General features: G+C 41.1%; 19 protein-coding genes and 1 other RNA gene. 10 read left to right on the top strand and 10 right to left on the bottom strand.

Annotated elements, in window-relative coordinates; genetic code table 11:
• The first annotated feature begins 903 nt into the window (after positions 1-903).
• Positions 904-1518, top strand: a complete 615-nt coding sequence (locus MSBRM_RS21500; protein ID WP_230628930.1) for a restriction endonuclease — start codon at positions 904-906, stop codon at positions 1516-1518.
• Between the two features lie 1140 nt (positions 1519-2658).
• On the opposite strand, the gene MSBRM_RS15110 is transcribed toward MSBRM_RS21500, so the two are convergent.
• Together MSBRM_RS15110 and MSBRM_RS15105 are read right to left on the bottom strand one after the other, a co-directional pair.
• On the bottom strand, positions 2659-3036 hold the full coding sequence (locus MSBRM_RS15110) for a hypothetical protein (protein WP_048121573.1): 378 nt from the start codon (positions 3034-3036) through the stop codon (positions 2659-2661).
• Positions 3037-3098: 62 nt separating this feature from the next.
• Positions 3099-4463: an NAD-dependent succinate-semialdehyde dehydrogenase gene (locus MSBRM_RS15105; RefSeq protein ID WP_048121572.1), complete on the bottom strand. Its 1365-nt coding sequence runs from the start codon at positions 4461-4463 to the stop codon at positions 3099-3101.
• A 387-nt stretch (positions 4464-4850) separates the two neighbouring features.
• Here MSBRM_RS15105 and MSBRM_RS21495 point away from each other — a divergent pair, with 387 nt between their 5' ends.
• Both MSBRM_RS21495 and MSBRM_RS21490 read left to right on the top strand, forming a co-directional pair.
• Positions 4851-5399 (top strand): hypothetical protein, encoded by a 549-nt coding sequence (locus MSBRM_RS21495; protein WP_230628928.1) that lies wholly within the window; start codon positions 4851-4853, stop codon positions 5397-5399.
• A gap of 8 nt (positions 5400-5407) precedes the next feature.
• The gene (locus MSBRM_RS21490) at positions 5408-5620 is read left to right on the top strand and encodes a hypothetical protein (RefSeq protein WP_230628926.1); all 213 of its coding nucleotides are present in this window, start codon (positions 5408-5410) and stop codon (positions 5618-5620) included.
• Between the two features lie 270 nt (positions 5621-5890).
• Here MSBRM_RS21490 and MSBRM_RS15095 read toward each other — a convergent pair whose 3' ends face one another.
• On the bottom strand, positions 5891-6349 hold the full coding sequence (locus tag MSBRM_RS15095; protein ID WP_069575207.1) for a hypothetical protein: 459 nt from the start codon (positions 6347-6349) through the stop codon (positions 5891-5893).
• A 714-nt stretch (positions 6350-7063) separates the two neighbouring features.
• Here MSBRM_RS15095 and MSBRM_RS15085 point away from each other — a divergent pair.
• From MSBRM_RS15085 to MSBRM_RS15060, 6 genes are all read left to right on the top strand, one after another.
• Entirely contained in the window at positions 7064-8068 is a 1005-nt protein-coding gene (locus MSBRM_RS15085; RefSeq protein WP_230668913.1) for a PHP domain-containing protein, read from the top strand.
• A gap of 344 nt (positions 8069-8412) precedes the next feature.
• Positions 8413-10200, top strand: a complete 1788-nt coding sequence (locus tag MSBRM_RS15080) for an ABC transporter substrate-binding protein (protein ID WP_230628924.1) — start codon at positions 8413-8415, stop codon at positions 10198-10200.
• A gap of 207 nt (positions 10201-10407) precedes the next feature.
• Complete coding sequence (locus MSBRM_RS15075) at positions 10408-11367, top strand: ABC transporter permease (protein WP_048121566.1); 960 nt, start codon at positions 10408-10410, stop codon at positions 11365-11367.
• Complete coding sequence (locus tag MSBRM_RS15070) at positions 11354-12313, top strand: ABC transporter permease (RefSeq protein ID WP_048121564.1); 960 nt, start codon at positions 11354-11356, stop codon at positions 12311-12313. Before MSBRM_RS15075 ends, MSBRM_RS15070 begins: the two co-directional genes overlap by 14 nt.
• Positions 12310-13371, top strand: a complete 1062-nt coding sequence (locus tag MSBRM_RS15065; protein WP_080941580.1) for an ABC transporter ATP-binding protein — start codon at positions 12310-12312, stop codon at positions 13369-13371. Before MSBRM_RS15070 ends, MSBRM_RS15065 begins: the two co-directional genes overlap by 4 nt.
• Positions 13353-14051, top strand: a complete 699-nt coding sequence (locus MSBRM_RS15060; protein ID WP_048121562.1) for an ABC transporter ATP-binding protein — start codon at positions 13353-13355, stop codon at positions 14049-14051. The genes MSBRM_RS15065 and MSBRM_RS15060 overlap by 19 nt, the downstream gene beginning before the upstream one ends.
• Positions 14052-14225: 174 nt before the next feature.
• On the opposite strand, the gene MSBRM_RS15055 is transcribed toward MSBRM_RS15060, so the two are convergent.
• The 4 genes from MSBRM_RS15055 to MSBRM_RS15040 all read right to left on the bottom strand — a co-directional run bounded on the left by MSBRM_RS15055 (position 14226) and on the right by MSBRM_RS15040 (position 17931).
• Complete coding sequence (locus tag MSBRM_RS15055; RefSeq protein WP_048121560.1) at positions 14226-14945, bottom strand: dihydromethanopterin reductase (acceptor); 720 nt, start codon at positions 14943-14945, stop codon at positions 14226-14228.
• Between the two features lie 166 nt (positions 14946-15111).
• Entirely contained in the window at positions 15112-15759 is a 648-nt protein-coding gene (locus MSBRM_RS15050; RefSeq protein ID WP_048121558.1) for a DUF447 domain-containing protein, read from the bottom strand.
• Positions 15756-16805, bottom strand: a complete 1050-nt coding sequence (locus MSBRM_RS15045; protein ID WP_048121556.1) for a triphosphoribosyl-dephospho-CoA synthase — start codon at positions 16803-16805, stop codon at positions 15756-15758. The genes MSBRM_RS15050 and MSBRM_RS15045 overlap by 4 nt, the downstream gene beginning before the upstream one ends.
• Positions 16792-17931, bottom strand: coding sequence for a methanogenesis marker 9 domain-containing protein (locus MSBRM_RS15040; RefSeq protein WP_048121554.1), 1140 nt, complete (start codon positions 17929-17931; stop codon positions 16792-16794). The genes MSBRM_RS15045 and MSBRM_RS15040 overlap by 14 nt, the downstream gene beginning before the upstream one ends.
• A gap of 431 nt (positions 17932-18362) precedes the next feature.
• Here MSBRM_RS15040 and rnpB point away from each other — a divergent pair.
• Positions 18363-18720, top strand: an RNA gene (gene rnpB / locus MSBRM_RS19015) — RNase P RNA component.
• 141 nt (positions 18721-18861) lie between these two features.
• On the opposite strand, the gene MSBRM_RS15035 is transcribed toward rnpB, so the two are convergent.
• The 3 genes from MSBRM_RS15035 to MSBRM_RS15025 all read right to left on the bottom strand — a co-directional run bounded on the left by MSBRM_RS15035 (position 18862) and on the right by MSBRM_RS15025 (position 22478).
• On the bottom strand, positions 18862-20037 hold the full coding sequence (locus MSBRM_RS15035; protein WP_048121551.1) for a geranylgeranyl reductase family protein: 1176 nt from the start codon (positions 20035-20037) through the stop codon (positions 18862-18864).
• 156 nt (positions 20038-20193) lie between these two features.
• The gene (locus MSBRM_RS15030) at positions 20194-21318 is read right to left on the bottom strand and encodes a geranylgeranyl reductase family protein (RefSeq protein ID WP_048121549.1); all 1125 of its coding nucleotides are present in this window, start codon (positions 21316-21318) and stop codon (positions 20194-20196) included.
• Positions 21319-21353: 35 nt separating this feature from the next.
• A complete protein-coding gene (locus MSBRM_RS15025) occupies positions 21354-22478 on the bottom strand; it encodes a geranylgeranyl reductase family protein (RefSeq protein ID WP_048121547.1) in 1125 nt (374 codons plus the stop codon).
• Between the last annotated feature and the right edge of the window lie 393 nt (positions 22479-22871).

The following is a 22871-nucleotide window of genomic DNA, read 5'->3' as shown; positions in this document are numbered from 1 at the left end:
ATTTTGGTACTGAGTCTATTTTTTCCTTCCGACTTTAAAGAGTTAAATCTAAAAAATTCCCTTTTTCAAGGGGATTTCTTAAAATCAATTTTTCAGATTTGGTGTTTTACTTAGAATTCACCTTATTCTTCTCCTCCAATGTGCTTCAAATTATGGACCGAGGTTTCTGCTAAGTTAGATCCTCACCTGAAATCATATTTTGTATGACCTTTAACGAAACCGCAGACGAGTCCAGTCTCTGGAGAATACTCGATATATGAATTGTCTTCCTGAACAATGCCTATGATTGTGATGTTGTCGGAAGTAGAGGTCAGATTTTTACAGGCTGACATTTGAGTTTTTAACATTTGTCTTGAATGATGCAGTAACCGATCAAATGTCCTATATTTCGATATCTACTGGAGTGATCTAGTTTAAAAAAGCATAACCAAAAGCATAACCAAAAGAATAACCAAAGGCAGAACCAAAAAACAGATAGTCAATCAAGTCGACCTGCTTTTTTAAGTATTCAATTCTTACTTGCCACAGAACAATTGAATTTAGCATTGGGAGCAGTCTTTTCAAACGACAGTATATTTATATTAAGTTATTCTTTTAATTGGTAAATTGCTCCCAGATTTGATTTCCTTTCGTTAGAGAGGTATTTCTGTATCACACTATGCAAATGTCATACTAAATAAATACAAATTTTCACTAAAATTTTAAAAAAGTTTGAGACCTCTCCGAAAACCAAAAATTGTCCCGTAATTTAGAGTCTATCCGAAAAGTGGTTATCCACTGTAACTTTTACAATAGTAGGATGTAAAGCCGGAATGGATACTCTTATATTATAGATTTATTGTGACTTTTCAACATGCATCATAGACTTTCGGCAGGCTCTTAAAAACAGAAGGAAGTACATTGATGAAAATCGGAAAGAGAGGAAAAAAAAGAAAACAACATCACTTTATTACTGGAACATTTAAAATTGTGTTATATCTTTTACTAAAATCAATAAAGTTACTGTTTAGTCTCCCAATTTACTTACTGAAAGCAATATGGCAACTGTTTAGTTTTTCAATCCACTTACTGAAATCATTGTGGTTATTTTTCAGTTTCTTAATCCACTTACCGTGTAGGCTTGTAAAGCAAATTTTTAAAAAACCATCAAAACTAGAACTACCCACGTTAGCCGAAATTGATGAAATGGATGGGTACAAATTTGAAGAATTTATGAAATACGTTTACGAACAGCTAGGATATTCAGTCTATCACACTCCATTTTCAGGTGATCAGGGTGCAGACCTTATTCTAACGTCAAAAGGAAAAACGAGAATAGCTGTTCAGGTCAAACGATACTCGGGTAAGGTATCAAACAGTGCAGTACAGGAAGTTGTAGCTGCAAAAGGTTTTTACAAATGCACCGAAGGTATAGTAGTTACAAATAGTTATTTTACCGACTCTGCCAAACAATTAGCTGAAGCGAATCTTATTGATTTAGTTGATAGAACTGGACTTGAAAAGATGATTAAAAGATGATTAATACTATACTGAGTTAAACTTTGAAAGTGAACCAAGTTTTAATGTGAGCTGCTTGCTTTTGCGTGACTTCGTTAAGCTGGCTATCTATTCGTCCTTCCGGCTTAACTGATCTCTATAAATATATCTGTTTTCTCAGGTTTTCAATTCTTATTTGCTACAGAACAATTGAGTTTGGAAAAGTATAATTAAGAAAAATATGCATAAAGTAAATGATTTCTTCACTGGATACCTATTATCAGAATTCCATCACAGTTTATTATTTTTATATGGTAACATGAGTATTATTATTTCAAATGATATGATATTTATATTAAGTTGCTCATTTAACCGGTACGTTACTTCAAATTTGAGTTGTCTTTCTCTAAAAATATATATTGTTGCTAGACCATGAATATTTCATACTAAACAGAGGCATCATATACAAAAAATAGACATTTCATACTAAACCGAAGTAATTCTTATAAAAATTTTAATAAACTCCGAAAATTTCATGAAAAACAGAAAATCGCCCCGCGACTTAGAGCCCGTACGAAAAGTGGTCATCTACTGTTATTTTGAAAATATAGAAGATGTAAAGCCGGAATGAATGCACGAATATTTAAACTGATTATAATTATTACAACATCCGCTTACTGACTTTTCGAATAGCTCTATTCTCGAATAAACCTAAATCAATATCTGTTACCCTTACTAATGGTAACAATATTAATACTAATTAAGGCATATAATTACATAGCCAAAGATTTCGTGGAGCTGGACTAAGTGAACCCGCTACGGTTAGAAAAGAAAATAGATGTGCTCAAAAAAGCAATAAACCCATTTACTGTTATATTCTGGATATTTGCATCTGTGACTGTAGCACTTACGTTGCTGGTGTTGAGACGAAAAAAGTCACCCTGATGAAAAATAATTTCATTTTTCTTTCCTTTTTATCCTTTCTTTCCTTTTTATCTTGAAAATTATGTCCTGCAGCCTCTAGTCATGGCCTAGCACCAGGCTAAAATCAATGTATAGAGGCTTTTTCGTTTTTTGTTCTTTTGGCAAAAATCCTGATTTCAATTGTCCCGGTATAAAGAATTGAGTCAAGTTTATACTATTTGCATAAAAAAATATTCAACCGCTTAAATACCTAAATGCTTAGTCAGGCTTACTCAATCTGCTTTTTCTTAACTCTTCTCTGATCTCTGCCAGTTTACCACGAGCAGAATTATATTCGTTTCTTAGATTTTCGATATCCACGGGTACGGTTTTCATCCTTGCCTCTACCAGTTCCCTCATTTGTTCATTTTCGATCTCGTCCGATAATTTGCAGCTTAAATCTTCTTTAATTTGTCCTACCTCTTCGAGATATTCATCAAATTTATTTACCGATTCTGTCAACTTTAATTCTCTAGCTACAGCTTCCAGACTCTCCAGTTCATCTATCAGGGCGTCTGCACTCCTATCCAGGTCATTCATCTTCTGTTCCAGCCTGGTTAATCTGGACATTACATCCTGCTCAGCTAATTCGGACAATATATTCCCCCCGTAAATTGAATCATAATTATATTAAGCAATATGGGCCTTAAAGCCCCTGTTTATCTGTTAACAACAACAGTTTTTATATTCACAAATTCCTTTAGCCCATAGTGTGAAAGTTCTCGCCCCACCCCGGATTTCTTGGTCCCGCCAAAAGGAAGCCTCGGATCGGATTTGATCATTCCATTAATAGATACAGACCCGGATTTTATTCTTTTTGCCAGTCTTTCAGCCCTATCCAGGTTTCCTGACCAGATTTTCGCCCCGAGCCCATACTCAGTGGAATTTGCAATCTCCACGGCTTCATCCTCATCCTTTACCGTGATCACCGGGGCAATTGGCCCGAAAACCTCAGTCCTGCATACTTCCATATCCGTACTAGCTGCAGGAATGGTGGTCGGCATGAAGAAAAAACCCTTTTTATGTTCTTCTCCATAGACGTGAGGTTTTGCACCTTTCTTTTTTGCGTCTTTTAGTACTCGCTTAAGACTCTCGAGAAATTCCTTCTTTGCAAGAGGCCCAATATCGGTTTCCTCATCCATAGGGTCTCCTATTTTCAGTTCCTGCACCCTGAGTTTAAACGACTCGATAAAATCCGCAACAACATCTTCTACGACAATCAATCGTTTGGCAGCAGTACAACTTTGTCCGGCATTTAAAAAGCGGGACTTTACAGCTGCCTGAACAGCCCTCTCGATGTTAGCATCCTCAAGCACTATGAAAGGGTCCGAGCCTCCAAGTTCCAGTACTACAGGTTTGATACCTCTCCCTGCAAGTTTCCCGATTTTCGAGCCTGCACCTGTGCTGCCTGTAAACGAAACCCCGTCCACCAGTTCTTCTTTAAGAATCTGCATGGCAGTCTTGGAGTCAATTAACAGAGTATTAAAAACGTTTTCAGGAAATCCGGCCTCAAGGAAGATATTTTCGATTTCCAGCGCCGATTTTGGCACGTTCGAGGCGTGCTTGAACACACAAACATTTCCTGCACACATCGCAGGTATTGCAAACCTGAAAACCTGCCAGAAAGGGAAATTCCAGGGCATGATCCCGAAAATCACTCCAAGAGGTTCAAAGGTTACATAACTTTTCTCAGTTCCGATATCCACAATTTCGTCTTTCAGGAGTTCAGTCGAGTTCTCTGCATAATAATCACAGAGCCGGGCGCATTTCTGAACCTCGTTCTTGGACTGCCTTACAGGTTTCCCCATTTCTTTTGTAATAATTTCAGCATAAGTATCGGTACTCTCCCGAAGAATCTCGACAGCAGTTTTAAAATGTTTCGCCTTTTCCTCTACAGGCAGTGAACTCCATATCGAAAAAGCAGCTCTGGATTTCTCAATACGGGCTCTGCATTCCCCAATAGAAAAGGAATCATAAGCCCAGTTTACTTTTTCCGTATAAGGGTTAATGGATTTAAGTTTCATACTCTTCCCCAAAAAAGAGTTATTAGTAGTATTGAGATTTCAAGTATTATAAATTAAGGATAAATAAAATTAGAAGAGGGAGAAATATGTTAAATTTGAGCTGTAGATATTTTATGGGAAAGGATTGCCTGTCTATTCAAATAAACTTGTGTAGAATTTGCAGTTTCTACTTCGAGGTCTCAGCATGATGGTTATATGTTTTTTCAGATATTTTCCAGCGAATATTTAGAGGGAGAAATACCAAAGGCATATTCTCACATACCCTCTCCACACACCCTCTCACACACCCTCTCACACACCCTCTCCACACACCCTCTCACACACCCTCTCACACACCCTCTCACACTCTAAAAAAATATATATTGAATTGGTTTCATACAGGAAAGTATGGGTATTGAAATCAGCATAAAGGCGGGTGCAGACGCAGCAACTTCAAGCGTCAGCGCTTCGGGAAGTGTACAGCACATTATCACAGATAAAGAGAGAAAGACATTTGACATTGAAGATTCAGGTCTCAAGAGTGCAGTTGGAAAGTATTTCGGAAAGAAACCTAATGATGCTTATCTTCACAGCCCCACTCCCTGGGATGACCTCTACAAAACATACGGCTGGAGTGAGGTTCAGACGATACTGGATGTCAAGAGTGCAAAAATAACCGGGATTACTTCAGAACCAGTAATAGTGGCAACCAAGAAATTCGTCAATAGCAGCTCAAAAAAGGCCACTTTCGATGCCAGCATTTCGGACCAGGTAACCAATACCACAGAGAGCAACTGGTCTCAGACGGACACAATCGATGTAGGGCAGAAGATTACATATGATGTCAGCTTCCTGGGAGCCGGTGGAGGAGGAGAAACCTCAATGTCCTACAGCCATTCCTGGGGGCAGGGTGGATCTGAAAGCAAAAGTATTACAGTCGGCTCAGCTCAGGAGTAAGTGTAGAATTGGAACCTGGCGAGTCAATTGAAGCCGTACTGTCAGCAAGCCGGGGTGTAATGAAGGTAAGGATTGTTTACATGGCCCATCTGACAGGTAGTACAGCTGTCAATTATAACCCGACTTACAAAGACCATTATTTCTGGTCTCTTCCTATTATTGGCGTTATGAGTACTGCCAGTCTCTCAACTAACAGAGAATTTACGGAAGATATCGAGTAGGCTACTACTCAGACGCAAAAATAGAACTAAGAAATCCGCAGGGTCAATTAAAGGCAACATTTTTGGTGGCTAATAAACCTGCAGTTGAAAAAGTACCAATTAAAACAGTAGTTTAAATGCATATAAAGTACAGACCTGGCAGTGAATATTATAGGGCTCATGCAATTGAACTTAAACAAGAGTTGAAAACACTCAAGAGCAAGTGTCAGTAATTATAATAAGACTGGATATGCCTGATTTTATCGCTCAACTGCGTAAGTTCTATATAAGTTAATTCAAGATACCATTTTTCCAGAAAAAGCTTTTTTCAGGTTTCCTCTCAAATTTTTCGAATATACTCGGATAAAGCGCAGGGTACTTTGCTTCTTTAAGGGGGATACAGAACATCCTGTCTGGATAAGATGAGTCTCCACCAAATCCGATAACAACAAAGAAAGGAAGTTTTTTTTCTCTCGCAAAGCTCTGATATCGTTTTAATTGCTGAGGGTCGGACCACTGAAGTTTACCCTCAAACAGACTGGACCTGAACTTACATTCAACGCAAAAAACTTCGTCTTTCGGGAGATAACGGACAATAAGATCCGGGTCGGTATCCGATTCCACAAATCTGTCATGCTTCCGCATAATGTCTGTACTCCATTGCACAATCGAGAAATATTTGTCGTCAAAAAGGTTCACAACATATTTTTCAAAATCATTTCCCTTTTCTACGGATTCGTCTTCTTTCAAGACTTCAACTACTCTTTTAAGTTTGCCAACAAGTCTCGTAATAAACCCCCCATACAGTGTATATAAACTGAATGGGTTTTATCATTTTAAATATATCGACAGTTCTCACACGCAGTTCCTACACATAGTTTCCACAAAATACGTGTTCTTCTTCTCCAGTTTTTAGCCTTACCTGTATTCAGTAATTATTTACTGATTCTGCTGCCTCAGGAAGTAGACAGGGAAATTCGAAAATTAAGTAAGAGGAGGAAATTAAACCATTGAAATTATTTCAATACCTCTTTTAATATTATTTCAATATTCCGTTTTTCCAGAAGAATTTCTTTTTTGCGCTGCGTTCAAATTTCTCAACAAGCTCCATAGAAAGCACAGGAGACTTTACCTCTTTTAGGGGAATGAAAATCACTTTTTTAGGTTTTCTGGTTTTGCCACTGGGTCATATCACAATATAGAACGTATAGAACGGGATATCATTGTCTTTTGCAAAAACTCTGTATCTTCCAAGCTGTTTGGGTGCTGACCATTGGAGCTTACCTTTGAAGAGTTTGGATCTGAATTTGCATTCAACACAAAATATTTCATTTGTGGGCTTGTAATTTTCTCAGGAATTCTTCCGGAAAACCTTAATCTAAAAAAGAATATACTATATTGGGGATAAATTAACAACTCACTAATAATAATCAAAACTGAATAAAAGTGCAAGGTTTTACGCCTATGGGGAGAGGGCCGAAAAATTACGAGGAGAAACTGATAACTCCGGAACAAGCAGTCAAGCTTATAGAAGAAGGATGGAGGCGAGCAGACCTGCATGTTCATACAACCTGTTCCTTTGATGTACTTCCTGCAAGAGATCTGAACCCTGAGAGCCTTTATGAGAAAGCTCTAAAGATGGGAATGGATTATGTGACATTTACAGACCATGACACCATTGAGGCATATGAAATTCTCGGATGGGATCATGAAAAGCTTGTCCCTGGGGTTGAAATAAGTGTATATGACCCGGAATTTGCAGGGCACTCGCTTCATATTAACATTTTCGAGCTTGACAGGGAGGAGTTCTTTGAGCTCATGGAAATTGCGGAAATCGAACATGACCTGAGAAGCTTTATCAAATACCTCAGGCGGCATAACCTTCCTTTTATTTACAACCATCCTTTCTGGTTTGAGTTTCACAGTGAACCGAATCCGTCTTCAGTCCCCAGGCTAGCAAAACTTTTCCCTGTACTGGAGTACAATATGCATGAACTCAAGCAGAAAAACGAACTTACAATTGCTCTTGCGGAGAAACTTGGCAAAGGTATTGCCGCGACAACCGATACTCATACAGGAAGAATTGGTAAAGTATACACTCTTGCAAAAGGAGATAATTTCAATGAATTTTTCAAAAACGTAGCGCAGGGAAAAAGTTACATTGTTCCCGAAGACCTTACCAGAGAGCTTTTGATCGACGAAATGAATACCTGGATAGATCTGATTTTTGAAAAAAGCCAGAAAAACAGGGACGTAGAAAGCTACCTTACCGGGATAAAATCTCTGGACACTATGGTCAAAATTTCTAGAAGTGAACTATTAAATTACTCTCCAAAACTTAACAGAACTGCAATGAACCTGCTCTATATGATATCAAACACAGGGCTTCCTGCATCAGTCTACATTCATTCGGCAGAGAATCTGGCAAAAGATATTGAAAGACAGATTGAAATCGAGAAACAAAATTAAAAGTGCAGTTTTCATTTTTTGTAATGACTTGAATTAGCCTGCATAAAAAGGGCTTTCCCCAGTCTATTTTTTGGATACGTAAATATCAAAAAGTTTATATTATGAAATTGTTTAGATTATTTAGCATAAAAAATGACTAATTGGTATTATTTTTAATTACTATCTAATATATTATTACTAATAATTACTATGATGGGAAAAGTTCCCGATTCGAAGATTAAGAATGTTACTCAAGAAGTAATTGGGATCTGTAGGAATATTTGCAGCCTGTAAACATATTTGCAGTCTGTAGGAATGTTTTTGAAACCTGGATGATAAGAGCTCAAAAAAGGGGAAAGCAGTAGATGAAACAAAAAATAAGACACTTAATGGGATTGGGATTAAAAATAAGATTAAAGCGAACGATTATCCTTACAATACTTGTTCTTACTTTTTGCTCAACCGTATTTTCTTCGGTAGCGGTAGGGCAGGAAGATTCTGAAAATAATCAACCAGTCTCGGAAGAAGGATTTTTTGACCGGTTAATCACATATATAAAAAACCTGTTCTCAGGAGAAGGAGAACTGCAGAGCTCAGGAGAAATTTCCAAAATCGGCGCTGCAGACATTCAGCAGTCAGCAGATTCTGAGACAGCAGTTTTGAGAATTGCAACTCCAGACGTAATAGAGTCTGCGTCCCTGGTTGGAGATACAGGTCTGGGGGTTTTTGCTCATCTTTCAAACCCACCACTCATGAAAATGGATGCGGAAGGACATATTGTAGGGCAGCTTGCAAAGAATTACAGTGTATCGGAAAATAACACGCAATGGACCTTCTACCTTAGAGATGACCTCTACTGGAGCGATGGGGAAAAAGTAACACCAGAAGATATTGAGTTCTCAATCCGCTACTACGGTGAAAAAACTCCCTGGGCAAGCTGGATCAATGATACCCTGGAAAACTCAACAGTTTCGGACGCCGACAATTCCGTGACCTTCAAATTTAACAAGCCCTACAACCAAGTCAGTATGGAATTTGCAACCTATGATATCCTTCCTGCTCATGTGTGGAAAAATATCGATGATCCGGTAGAATACACAAACAACGGCCCTTATGTCGGCTGCGGGCCCTACTATCTAAAACTGATAGACCTCAATGCCGGAAAACTAGTTTTTGAGAAAAACCCTTACTGGAAAGGAAAGGATCCTGAATTCAAAACTGTTGAGATCCATTTTTACTCAAATGTGGATGTTGCCACTCTGGCCCTTAAAAATGGGGAAGCTGACACTTACTATAAATATGCAGGATCATACCCTTACTCAAGTATTGAGGAACTTAATAAAACTGGAAATTTTGACTTCATGGAAAAGACCAGCATCGGGCTTGTTTTCCTTGCCCCCAATTTGAAAAAAGCCCCGTTTTCAGATGAGGAATTCCGTGAGGCTCTAGCCTATGCCATAAATTATGAAGAGCTTGCAAGGCTTGAAACCCTTGGGTACGGAGAAGTTCCGAATCGTGGTTTTGTGCCGTCATCCATGGAAAATTATAAGGAAACCGAAAAACTGGAGTACAGTCCAGAAAAAGCCAGAGAGATTCTGGAGAAAGCCGGATACTCGGACAGCAATGGGAATGGAATCCTGGAAGGAAAAGATGGAAAAGACATAAAGCTTGAAATTCTCATCCGATCTAATTACGCCCGCACAGGCGAACTTCTCGATGAATATTTTGAAAATATTGGGCTTTCTGCAGACCTCAAAACTGTGGATTCAGATACCTGGATTGCTCTTAAAGATAGTTACAATTATGACCTGACAGTAACGCGTTCCACTCCCTGGGGTATGCTTATGCATTCAAGTTGGGGAAGCGGCTACTTTGATTCCAGACGGACAGGCCAGGGAGTTATGCATAACGTAGAAGACCCTGGGTTTCTGAAGCTCTGCGATAACATACTTGCAACCACCGACTCTGCAGAACTTCAGAATTATGCATATGAGCTGCAGGACTATTATGCAGAGAATCTGCCTGCAATTCCCCTCTACTGGAGCAAGACGGTTACTCCATTTAACAGGCATTTCGAAGGCTGGTATGCGGATCCACTTTACGGGATATATAACCTGGATACTTTTACAAATGTAACGAAAGTGGAGGCGTAACACTTAGTCTCTGAAGAAGAAATCCGATTGAAGAAAATGGGTAATCAGAGCGATATCAGAGTAGCAAGAACAGAGTAAAAAGAACGATATCAGAGACGTCAAGGACAGAGTAAAAAGATCGACATCAGAGATAGTAGGAATAGAGTAAAAAGAGCGACGTCAGGGATATAGGAACAGAGTAAAAAGAGCGACGTCAGAAATAGAGCAATGTCAGAAATAGTAAGAAAAGTAATCAGGTATTTTGCCTCGTTGATGCTGATAATCGTCATCAACTTTACCCTTCCAAGAATCATGCCTGGAGATCCGGTAAAAAACCTGATTGGTGAAGACTTTTATGTTTCAGAAGAAGTGATGGAAGAACTACGAGCAGAACTGGGGCTTAATCTGCCCCTTTCCCAGCAGTTCACCTCCTATCTCTCCAGCCTCCTGCACCTTGACCTGGGGTATTCCTATCACCTCCATGCTCCTGTAGCAGAGATCCTTCTGAATAAGATGAGCTGGACACTGATTTTCGTAGGGGTATCAGTGGTTATCGGGTCCTTGCTTGGATGTTTTTTCGGTGCCCTTGCAGGCTGGAAACCGGAAAGAAAAGCAAGTCATTTTACCGGTTTCATTTTTGTGGTGCTCTCCTGTATCCCACCTTACTTTCTTGCCCTTCTGACCCTCTATATCTTTTCTTTTAAACTGGGGTTCTTTCCCTCCAAAGGCTTTTATGACACCCCTGAAATAGGAAGTGTGCTGCATCACCTTTTCTTACCTATCTGTGTAATGTCTGTCTTTTCAGCGTCCAGAAACTTTCTGGTCATGCGGGGAAGCGTAATTCAGGAAAAGGAGCAGCTTTATGCTCTGTATGCCAGAGCAAAAGGCCTGTACAATAACGATATACTTTTCAGGCATATCATAAAAAATGCCTCTCTCCCGATAATTACCCTGCTTGCCCTGGATTTTGGTTTTCTCTTCAGCGGGGCACTGTTTATAGAAATCATCTTTTCCTTAAACGGGATGGGGGTCATGATATACAATGCGATAATGGGAAAAGATTATCCTCTGCTTCAAGGAGCATTTCTGGTAATTGCCCTTACCGTTCTGCTAGCAAATATATTTGCTGACCTGCTCTATGCCTTAATTGATCCCAGAGTAAGAGGAGGCCTGGATGAATCAATCTGACTGTACTGACATTCCTTGCATGAAAGAAGCGAGCATTGAAGGTTTTTCTGAAAAACAATCCGAAGCTTACAACTTCGAATTTCCAAAAAAAACTTCTTTCTGGATTTTTCAGAAACAGAAAGGTTTCCAGGGACTATTTAACTGGATAGGTGTTCTTCTCTTTGTGCTTTTCATTTTTATGGCTCTTTTTCCTTCAATTTTTGCTCCTTATGCCCCAGAAGAGCGTTTCATGCCTTACGAAGCCCCTTCGGAAGAACACCTGCTTGGGACAAATGACATAGGAAATGATGTCCTTTCAGAACTGATGTTTGGGGCAAGGATCTCAATGACAGTAGGTTTTATGGCAGCCTTGATCTCAACTCTCATCGGGACTGCGTTAGGTCTCTGTTCAGGCTATTTCAGAGGGATCATTGATGAGCTGTTAATGGGCTTTACTGATGTTATCCTTGTTATCCCCAAAATCCCTCTTATTATAGTCCTTGGAGCATTTCTGAGGCCGAGTATCTGGATCCTGATAGCCATATTGGGGCTTCTTTCCTGGGAATCCACTGCCAGAGTCACCCGTTCAAAGACTTTACAGCTCAGGGAAGCAGGTTACGTAAAAAGTGCCCAGTGTATGGGTTTTTCCTCTTACCACATCATGAAATCAGATATATTCCCAAACATTATCCACGTCCTGTTTCCCAAGTTCATGCTGGCAACTGCGTCGGCAATGATTTCTGAGGCATCTCTTTCTTTCCTGGGACTTGGCGACGTAAGCATGAAAAGCTGGGGGATGATGCTTTCTTTTGCTTTTTCTCAAGGTGGTTTTATTCGGGAAATGTGGTGGTGGTATATGCCTCCAGGGATCTGTATCACCCTCTGTGTACTGTCTATCGCGTCGATAGGTTTCGGGCTTGAAGCAAAGGAAGAAGAACACTCCAGAGAAGGTGTAAACACGCTATGAAACCCCATTCCAGGAGCACATTGCTTGAAAGGAATAAATCGCTTGAAAGAAATCCATTGCTTGAAAGAAATCCATTGCTTGAAAGGAATAAATCGCTTGAAAGGAATCCATTGCTTGAAAGGAACGTATTGCTTGAAGTAAGGGACCTTGAGGTCTCATTTCAGGGACTAGAAACCGTAAACGTACTTTCGGGAATTTCTTTCTTGATTAAAGATAGTGAAACTCTGGCCCTTGTAGGAGAGACTGGATGCGGAAAATCTGTCGTCGCACATACAATTATGAACCTCCTGCCCCCTGAGTCAAGGGTAAAAGGGAATATAGAATTCAGGGGAAAAAACCTGCTAGGAATGCACGAAAGGGAAATGGCAAAGATTAGAGGAAAAGAGATTGCTATTATTTTTCAGAACCCCTCAATTGCCCTTAACCCTGTGTATTCCATAGGTCACCAGCTTGCAGAACCCATATATGTGCACCAGAGAGAAAAGAAAAAGACGGCACTTTCCAGAGTTGCATTAGCCCTGAAACGTATGGGTTTTGCGAACTTCTCCGAGTGCATGAACTACTACCCCTCATGGTGCTCAGGCGGGATGAACCAGCGCTTTTTGATTGCTGCGTCGACTATACTTAATCCTGCACTCCTTATAGCAGACGAACCCAGCAAAGGACTTGACAAAAAATGCATAGTAGAACTGGAAGCTGAACTTGGAAATCTGAAAATGGAACGAAATAGTGCCCTGCTTCTAATAAGCCATGACCTTGAATTTGTTCAGAGGCTTGCAGACAGAATTGCCGTTATGTATGCAGGGGAAATTGTCGAAATCGCCGATCCTTCAAGCCTTTTTGAGAACCCTTTACACCCTTACACCAGAGGTCTCCTGAACAGCCTGCCTGAGAAAGGCTTTATTCCCATACCAGGTTTTTCCCCGTCTCTTAGTAGCCTTCCTTCGGGCTGCAGGTTCCACCCGAGGTGCCCTTTAAGGGAAAAGCGCTGCACTCAAATCCATCCCGAAATTAAAGAAACTGGTCAAAGGACTGTGAGGTGTTTTCTATCTCCCTGAGAGCAGACAGCATATCAAAGACATACGGAAAAGGCCTGTTAAGCAAGGGAAAATGTATTTTCCGAGAAGTTTCTTTTGAGATTAGGTCTGGAGAGACCTTTGGATTGATGGGGCCTTCCGGGGAAGGAAAAAGCACTCTGGGGAGAGTTATTGCCGGGCTTGAGAAGCCCACATACGGTACTGTGTACTATGGGAGTTCTCCACTTCCTGAAATGAATAAAACCGAACATATAACTTTTCGCCGTAAGGTCCAGATAATGTTTCAAGACCCTACGGGCGCTTTTAACCCGAGGAAAAAAATAGGAAGTTCAGTTTTCGATGTCCTGAAACTCCTCCAAATTCCTCATATAGAACATGCCTCAAAAACAAAAGAGATGCTTATGACCATAGGCCTTCCAGAAGAGGTGCTTTCTCGCTATCCTTCGCAGCTATCAGGAGGCCAACTACAGCGCCTTGAACTTGGCCGAATTCTCCTGCTCGAACCTGAATATATCGTACTTGACGAGCCAACTTCAGCTCTGGATGTCTCGGTTCAAGCTCAGACCCTGCACATGCTTAAAAAAGTTCAGGCCGAGAAGAGTATAGGCTATCTCCTGATCTCTCATGATGAAGCTGTTATCCGTTTCATGTCAGACAGCTGCGGATTGCTTGAGAACAGGCAGTTGAGATTAATTGATTGATGTCTCCCAAAACCTTAATTTCTCATGACTACCAGTACAAACTTCTTTACAAGTCCCTTTCCTTACAAGTCCCTTTCCTTACAAGCTCCTTTTCTTACAAGCTCCTTTTCTTACAAGCCTCTACAAAAGTACTGAAAACTAAAGATTTAAAATTAAAGATTCAAAACTAAAGATTCAAAAGAAATCCAGAATCTTTTCAGGGCTTTCAAGCACGGTAATTCCCTGCAAGCTTTTTACGATCTCAACGTTGCGCATATCCACATCCCGGACCAGGACTTCCACAGGCCCGCCTTTGATAGCTTTATAAGGGCAGAGTTCCTTGCAGATCCCGCAGCCTTTGCACTTAAGAAGGTCTATCTGGTCTGTGAAACCGTTTTTCTCAGTTATTGCTCCATGAGGGCAGTTTTCTCTTGGAGGACAGTCTTCGCAATGTCTACACTGTTTTCGGTCGATATTATAGGGCATTTCTGATATGATTGAACCTTCAATATCTACAGGCACAATATAAACAGGCACTCTTCCTTTTACAGCCTGGGCAACGGCATTGGTAACAAGGGAATCCGCAATTCCATAAGCGATTTTCGAAACCGTGTTTGAGGTTGCAGGCGTGACAAATAGGGCGTCATATCGGTCAAGACCGAAGCGTCCGACCTTAGGAGAACTCGAACCCTGCTCGCTTTCCCGGAAGATTTCTTCGAGGTAGTCCCCGCCGGAGATTTTAACAAGCTTTTGCTCAAGCCCGTACATGCGCAGTACCTCCTCTCCAGCCCTGGAAATAAATGTGTTTACGGAAACTTCAGGGTTTCGGAGCTTGATTTCCTTAAAAACCTGGTAACTGCGGTCCAGGAAATGCCCGGCACCTGTAATGCCCCATGCGATTCTCTGAAAACTCATGAAAATAAGTCATGCCAGAGGGGGATAATATAATTTTCTAAAAAAAGAGTCAGGATAATGAAAACGAGAAGTCACAAATTTTAACTGAGAAAGATAAATTATAAACTTTATCTGGGAGTTTATCCGGGGAGTCGATCACAGCTAAACGATCCCAATAATAAAGTATTCACAGCTCCAGTACCTCATAAAGCAATTTCATAGCTTTTTTCTCGTTTTCTCCCCCGCACTTAGAAGCCAGTGATTCATAATGGCGGATCAGTTTGAGATATTTTTCGTCCCCTGTAAGCTGATAGCGGGTTGCATGGACAGTCGCCTCAAGCACTGCGTTGAATCCCCTGTTGGGTACAGGCAAGCTTTTCCAGTTAGCTTCATTGAAACCTGCTTTTACAGGAATAAGGTCGGCCACAAGAGCATGATCTGTACTCTTAAGATCAGTACATTCGAAAACGACCCAGGTTAAAGCTTTTTTAAGGATTGGAAAACTGAGCCCATGGACAGTCACATAGTCAAATTCGGAGGGATCCAGATCGAAAAAAGTCGAACGCACAAGGAGCAGAGGATCATACACTACGTTTGCGGCAAGATACTTTTCTTTTGAGACATTTTCCCAGGTGTGGGTGCCTTTGAAAAGCCGGACAAAAGTTCTTCCATTTTTTACGATTATTCCGATAGGGGCAGCATTGGGGGATTCCAGACCAGTGGTAATTATTGTTTCGGAAATGCCTTCCCTGATCCCAAAGGAATATAAATCGATAGAGTCAAAAGCTGACGATTCGCTTCCGTTTATTCTACGTTCAGGAGAAAATCCGGTCAAAAGCGCAGTCCCCCCAGAAGGGCAATGAAAAGCCCGGCTATGATGATATCGGCTGTTGAACCCGGGTTGATTCTCTTTTTGAGAAGTTCGGAGTCAAACTCCTGTACAGCAGGAAGCAGAACTGCAAAGTTTCTGGTGGTATTACCTAAAGATTCAGTATTACCTGAAGCCTCCTCCCAGGCCGAGAGAATCTCGCCTGCTCTTGAGGAAACATAGTCCGCAGTATCTTTATCAAATTTGGTCTCGATGAAGGTATCCCTGTGCCGGGACAGCAATTTCAGAAAGGTATACACAACGGCTTCGTTAATACCTGTGCCTGAACAGTTCGAAACTGAGTTCTCAGCTCCCGGATTTTGAGCCTGCATGAACTCTGTTATGCATTTTGCTCCTTCAAGGCAGCTTCCGAAGCCTGTAACCCATTCATTTGCAATCAGGTCATATCCCCTGGCAATATCCATAAGTTCGTAAAGGGTAACGTCCTGATCCCTTAATTTGTCTGTTGATTTGGGGTCTCCAAGGCTGAATTCATCCACGCTGTTAACTCTCACTCCTGCCACTTCGAAAGCCCTGTAGAACTCTACAGCGTCCTCACTATCTGTTGCCTGAACAAAAGCATGTGCATGTGCAGCAAGGGCTTCGAATTCATCTGGTAAGAGCTTATAAGGGGCTTTTCCACAGGAGTCGAATAGTTCGCCTGCAGCCATTGAAAGAGGAATAAGTAGCAGAAAGGCACCGAAATGAGTATTTCCTCCTTTTTGCCAAGCAGAACTTTCGCAAACGGCACTTCTGATAAGTGCGCCTATCCCGTTCCTGCTTCTTGCAGCCAGCTCAAGGACGGGGTAAACGCCTACTGAAGACGCTATAAAATGCTCAAAGCAGGTGTCAGGATAATTATGTTCCCTATCGACGTTTCCTGGCTTTGGAGAAGCCGAGACCTCAAGTAACATAGCAAGCTGGGCGCAACGGGCAATAAGATTTGAAATCTGTGGGTTTTTTTCTGCCAGTTCAGGTATCTGGCAGGTAAAACCATTATTAATGGGATTCATTTACCGGAATTCTGGCATGATCCAGTACGTATTCTGCCAGTTGCTTTTTAAGCTTCATGTATTCTACGTCAGAGAGACCAATTGTGTTTAACACTCCGTCTCTGATCCAGCAGGGCTTGGTGATTTTACAACACCAGACAAGGCTTCCAAAGCATGTGTCCTCTCCGTATTCCAGCATTGTGCCTTTCGCAAAGTCAAACTTTGTCCTGGCAAACTCCTCTGCCGTATATCCAAGTTTTCGGAACTTTTCATGTACAGGACAGGGTTTTACAGGCAGGCAGCAGAAAGCTAGTCCCCTGAAGTCCCCTTCGCTGCAAACGTGCTTGGGGGCATTATACCAGCCTATTGACTGCTGGTAAGAGGTAACGTTTTCTACCAGTTCCTGTATAAGCCCGGAATTTTCAAGGACACCCCTGGCAGCGGAGACCATATTGGCTCCTCGGGTAAACATCTCTTTTGCTGACTCAAAGTCCTTGACCGAATTGTTTCCGATCAGGAAGAGCCTTGTAGCGTCTCTGTAATTAAGAATTGTATCAAGATCGGCACCGAAGTCTTCCATTCCGGCATCAACGTGTATGATATCCGCACCTGCCTTATCGATAAGCCTTGCAAGTTCGATATCATTTACCACGTTTGCCCTTACTTTTACTGAAAGCACAACTCCGGTTTCCTTTATCGCTTTGATCCATGCCGAAAGCCTTGGAAGGTCGTGGAGAAGAGCTTCTCCCATCCCGGCTTCGAGCATTTCGGGCTGCCTGCAGTGAGCATTTAACTCAAGGATTGCTCCTTCTTCTTTGACTATTTTTGCAGCTTCAATGAGGGGTTCAAGTGTAGTACTCCTTACATTTACCGCTATGGCACTTCCGGACGTTACTGCCCGGATTTCCTTTTTTATAAGCTCCATCGGTTCATCGGAAATGAACTCTTTTCTACCCCGGGCTACGAGGGCTGAAGCAACAGCTATTGAAGCTTTATCCAGGTTAAAGGCTCCAAGAATTACCAGCCCGGCATTGCTTGCATACTGGTTGGCAAAAGCACTATCGACAATTCCTGCCATAGGCGCCAGTGCAATCGGGTTTTTAAAACGAACATATCCAATATGCAAATCGAACAGACAATCACTCATGTTTTACCTCTTGAAAATAAGCCTGAAAACTGATATGAATTATAGCCATTGCCCGAGATTAAAGTATCTATAAGATTTTTCGGACAAGCCTTGAAGATGGAAAAGGTCCACCCATAACTTACGAAGTATAATACATATATATTAATATTTGGACGCACCCCAAACACACAAAATTTATATAAACTATGGGGAAGGGGCATATCTGTAATCGCCCAGTGAAGAAAATAAAATATGGCAATATTTAATAAAAGTATTATATCATTCCTGTAGAAAAACATTTCTCAGTCGTACAATCTATTTAAGTCTTAAAACTCTTCTCAATCTCAAAACTCTTCTCAATCTCGAAACTCTATTCGATCTTTTGTAGATTAAGCATCCCAAAAATATATATATTTAAAAAAATATATAGAGGCCACCAAAAGGTAACATGCGAGAGAGGCTGGACGGCTGACGGGCCTTCGGGTCTGAGGAAAGTCTCCCCACCGCTCCGGATACACGAACATCTGTAAAGGATGTCGGGCGAGAGCCCGGGCCCTGGCACAGAAACGATAACCATCCTCTGAAAATGCGATGATGCGGAAGCTGAGATCTCAGGGTAAATGGATGAAACGGCGAACCCTCGTGGGTGCAAGTTGGAAATCGGGGAGAAGAGAATTCCGGACTCTCCCGGTTGTTTTTGGAAACGCATAGCCGAATGCCGTCACTGCAAGAGTCCTCAGGACCATTTCCTCCACTGATGGGTGATAGGAAATCTTTGCAGGAACAGAAGGGAGCTTACGTGCCTCACTCGCATAAACTTACTTTCCTTTGTTCCTTTTTCTACTCGTTTTTTCTTTATTCCGGTTTATTTATTTTTTTTTCCGTGATTTTCATTTCTTTATTCGTTTTTCTGTTACTTTGATTTCCTTTATTTGCCTCTATTTTTTTAAATCAGTCCTTATCAGTTCCTTCCAGTTTAAGAGACTTTATTTTGGAGACAGGTTCGACCAGGCAGAAGTTCAACAGTAACCAGCGGACATAATCTTTGTAATTTCTATTGGTTACCACCTCATCCAGGTACTTATCCAGGATCTCCCTGTTGCTAACAGCCAGTTTGAAAGAGGTCTCAGGAAAACGATGCATTATTTTATCCAATTTAAGAGAACTGGCAAGATAATTCCCGAATTCCTGCCTGCAACTGGATTCATAGGCTTTAAGGCTACTTAACTTCTGGCTGTACATGACAAGGTCTGCAACGGCCTCCGCAGCAAGCTGCCCTGACCTGATTGCATATGAAAGACCTTCTCCTGTGAAAGCATCTACAAATCCGGCAGCATCCCCACTCAGAAGCAGCCTTGAATTGAGGATTTTTCTTTTTATCCCGCCTTTGGGGATAATATGGTAGCGAACCGGAAAGTCCCCTGATAAGCCGTTTTCCTCCAGAAAATCCAGCAGTATTTTTTTCGGATGCTCAAGATATTGGGCTGTCCCTATAATTCCTACGGAATAATATCCGTCATGGGGAAAGATCCAGCCATAACCTCCATGTGCAACCCCGAAATGAATCTCTATAGTATCCGGAAACCGGTTCCTTATTGCTTCATCGTCATCGGGAATTTCCGAAACCAGTCCCAGTCCATATCCTGTTTTTTTATCTTTCGGCCTTACTTTGTACTTAAGGGTTCCACCCGAACCTTCTGAAATAAGAACGAACCTCCCCAGATAGGTATTATCTGTGGTTCTGACTTCAACGCAATCTTCTTTTTCAACCAGGTCAAGAACCTCTTCTTCGGTATGGACCTCAATTCCGGTCTCCCTGGCTTTGTCAAGCAAAAAGTTATCAAAGACTTTTCTGGAAACCAGCAGAGCCAGGTTATTTTCTTTCATTCCTTCTACAAATCGGTCTCTGAAGTGAACTCTTACCTTTGGGATATTTCTCTCAATTATGGACTCAGGGAGCTCGAAATCCAGGCAAGATAAACAATAAGAAGAAATAGCCCCTCCACAGGGCTTATACCTTGGGAAATTTTCTTTCTCGATTAAGAGGGTTGAAAGTCCCCTTTTTCCGGCTGTCTGTCCTGCCGATGCTCCTGAAGGTCCTCCCCCTACTATGATCAGATCGTACATGCTAAGACACCCGCTTGCGGAATAAGTGTAGCTATATGCAGACAGGAATAATCTGCCCTTAAAATATATTAAGGCTGGAACAATAAAAAGACCGAAGATACAAAAAAATCTGTAAAAGTTTCTGTAATAGTTCTCTGTAAAAGTTCTTTTATTCTATTACCTGAGTTTGAAATTCAGGAGGGACCAGCGCAAGTAATCTTTATAATCAATCTTGAAATCCATAACCTCAAGATATTTGTCCAGGATTTCTCTATTGTCTATAAACATTTTGAAAGATCTTTCTGGGAAACTATGGATTAATTTGGAAAAAATACGAGAATACTTAAGATGAGTCCCGAATTCTGTCTTACAAATAGATTCGTATTTATGAAGATCTTTTAGCTTTCCTCTCTGCTGACAAATCTCAGCAAGTACGCTGGCGGCAAGCTGCCCTGATCTAATGGCATAGGCAAGTCCCTCACCTGAAGAAGCATCTACAAACCCGGCAGCATCTCCGCTTAGAAGAACCCTTGAGCCCACCACTTTTCTTTTAATTCCTCCCCAGGGAATTTTATGCCCGTGAAGTTTATACTCTCCGGAAAAACCATTATCCTTAAGGAAGTTAAGCATGGACTCTTTAGGATGTGTGAAGTCCTTAACAACCCCACCAATTCCAACGGAATAATAGGTTTTATGAGGAAAAATCCAGCCGTATCCTCCTCTTGCAATTCCAAAATGCAGTTCTAAGGATTTTCCGAGGCGTTCTTCAATTTCTCTTTCGTTGGCAGGGACTTCAGTGACAAGGCAAATTCCATATTCGTTTTTATTGTCCGTTGGCCGCACACAGGTTTTGACAATTCCCTGGGCGCCTTCTGCAATTATCGCAAATTTTGCCTGGTATGTACCCTGCCTGGTATCTACTTCAATGCAATCAGGCATTTCCCTACAGCACAGAGCTTTTTCTCCTGTATGGACTTCAATTTCTGTTTCTTTTGCTTTTTCAAGAAGGAAGTTGTCAAATTTGTTTCTGGATACGAGCGCAAATATCCGATGATCCTTATGTACGTTGACTGATTGATCCTTGAAAATAGCCTTTACCCCTGTAACTTCCCATTCAATAATATCTTGAGGAAGCTTGAAGTCAAGGTAAGAAATAGCATGAGCTGAAAGTCCACCTCCGCAGGGCTTGTATCTGGGAAATTCTTCTTTTTCAAGCAGCAAAGTATTAAGACCAAGTTTTCCTGCTCTTCTTCCAGCCGAGGCTCCTGAAGGTCCTCCGCCAATTATTATCAGGTCATACATATTATCAGGTCATACATATCCAAAAACCTTCAAAACTATCTGAGTTTGAAATTCAGGAGGGCCCAACGCAGGTAATCCTTATAATCAATCGTGAAATCCATAACCTCAAGATATTTATCAAGCATTTTATCACTTGATGTAAAGATCTTAAATGTCCGGTCAGGAAAATGGTGCATTACCCTGGAAAACATAAGTGAGTACTTGAGATGAGTCCCAAACTCAGCCCGGCAGAGAGCTTCATATTTGCTCAGATCTTTCAGATTTTTGCTTTGCAGACAAACCCCTGCAATTGCCTCGGCCGCAAACTGCCCTGAACGAATCGCATAGGCAAGTCCTTCACCTGAAAAAGCGTCTACAAACCCGGCAGCATCTCCGCTTAGAAGAACCCTTGAACCTACCACTTTTCTTTTAATTCCTCCCCAGGGAATTTTATGCCCGTGAAGTTTATACTCTCCGGAAAAGCCATTGTCCTTAAGGAAGTTAAGCATGGACTCTTTAGGATGTGTGAAGTCCTTAACAACCCCACCAATTCCAACGGAATAATAGGTTTTATGAGGGAAAATCCAGCCATATCCGCCTCCAGCAACCCCAAAATGCATTTCCACGGATTTTCCGAGGCGTTCTTCAATTTCTCTTTCGTTGGCAGGGACTTCAGTGACAAGGCAAATTCCATATTCGTTTTTATTGTCCGTTGGCCGCACACAGGTTTTGACAATTCCCTGGGCGCCTTCTGCAATTATCGCAAATTTTGCCTGGTATGTACCCTGCCTGGTATCTACTTCAATGCAATCAGGCATTTCCCTGCAGCACAGAGCTTTTTCTCCTGTATGGACTTCAATTCCTGTTTCTTTTGCTTTTTCAAGAAGGAAATTGTCAAATTTATTTCTTGAGACTAGTGCAGCTACCCGGTGATTTTTGTGTGCTTCAATCAACTGATCCTTGAAAATGATCTTTGCCCCTGTAACTTCCCACTCAATAATATTCTCAGGAAGTTCAAAATCGAGATAGGATCTCGCATGATCTGAGAGTCCGCCTGCACAGGGTTTGTATCTGGGAAATTCTTCTTTTTCAAGAAGCAGTGTTTTCATGCCAAGTTTTCCTGCTTTTCTTCCGGCCGAAGCTCCGGAAGGACCACCACCAATAATGATTATATCATACATGAAACGCACCAGAAGACTAATTACTCTGTCACGCAAATTATTTTATTACGTAACAGGCTATTATCTCGTAATCTTTGCCATTATACGAGATTCAATATTAATTATTGGGTCTATCCCATAACTCAAAACTGCTTCTCCAAATCTGGAATTAAGACTAATCAATGAGTTTCTGATCACGGTTTGATCACAGAGAATTGTTCTGAAACTTCTATCAATTTTGAGTATAAAGCTGGTTTTGGAATAAGCTCATTCAATAAAAATTGATTTTATAATTTGCATTTTCCTATATAAAGTTAATAGAATAGAAAACTCGTCATCGATTGTTTTTTGTTGCTCGCCATTAACCAAAACAAAGAGGTTTCGAAAATATTAATAGATATGCATAATTAATTC

Source organism: Methanosarcina barkeri MS, from assembly GCF_000970025.1.
Lineage (GTDB): Archaea > Halobacteriota > Methanosarcinia > Methanosarcinales > Methanosarcinaceae > Methanosarcina > Methanosarcina barkeri.
The sequence above is the reverse complement of the archived record's forward strand: the minus strand, read 5'-3'. Positions and strand labels throughout refer to the sequence as shown.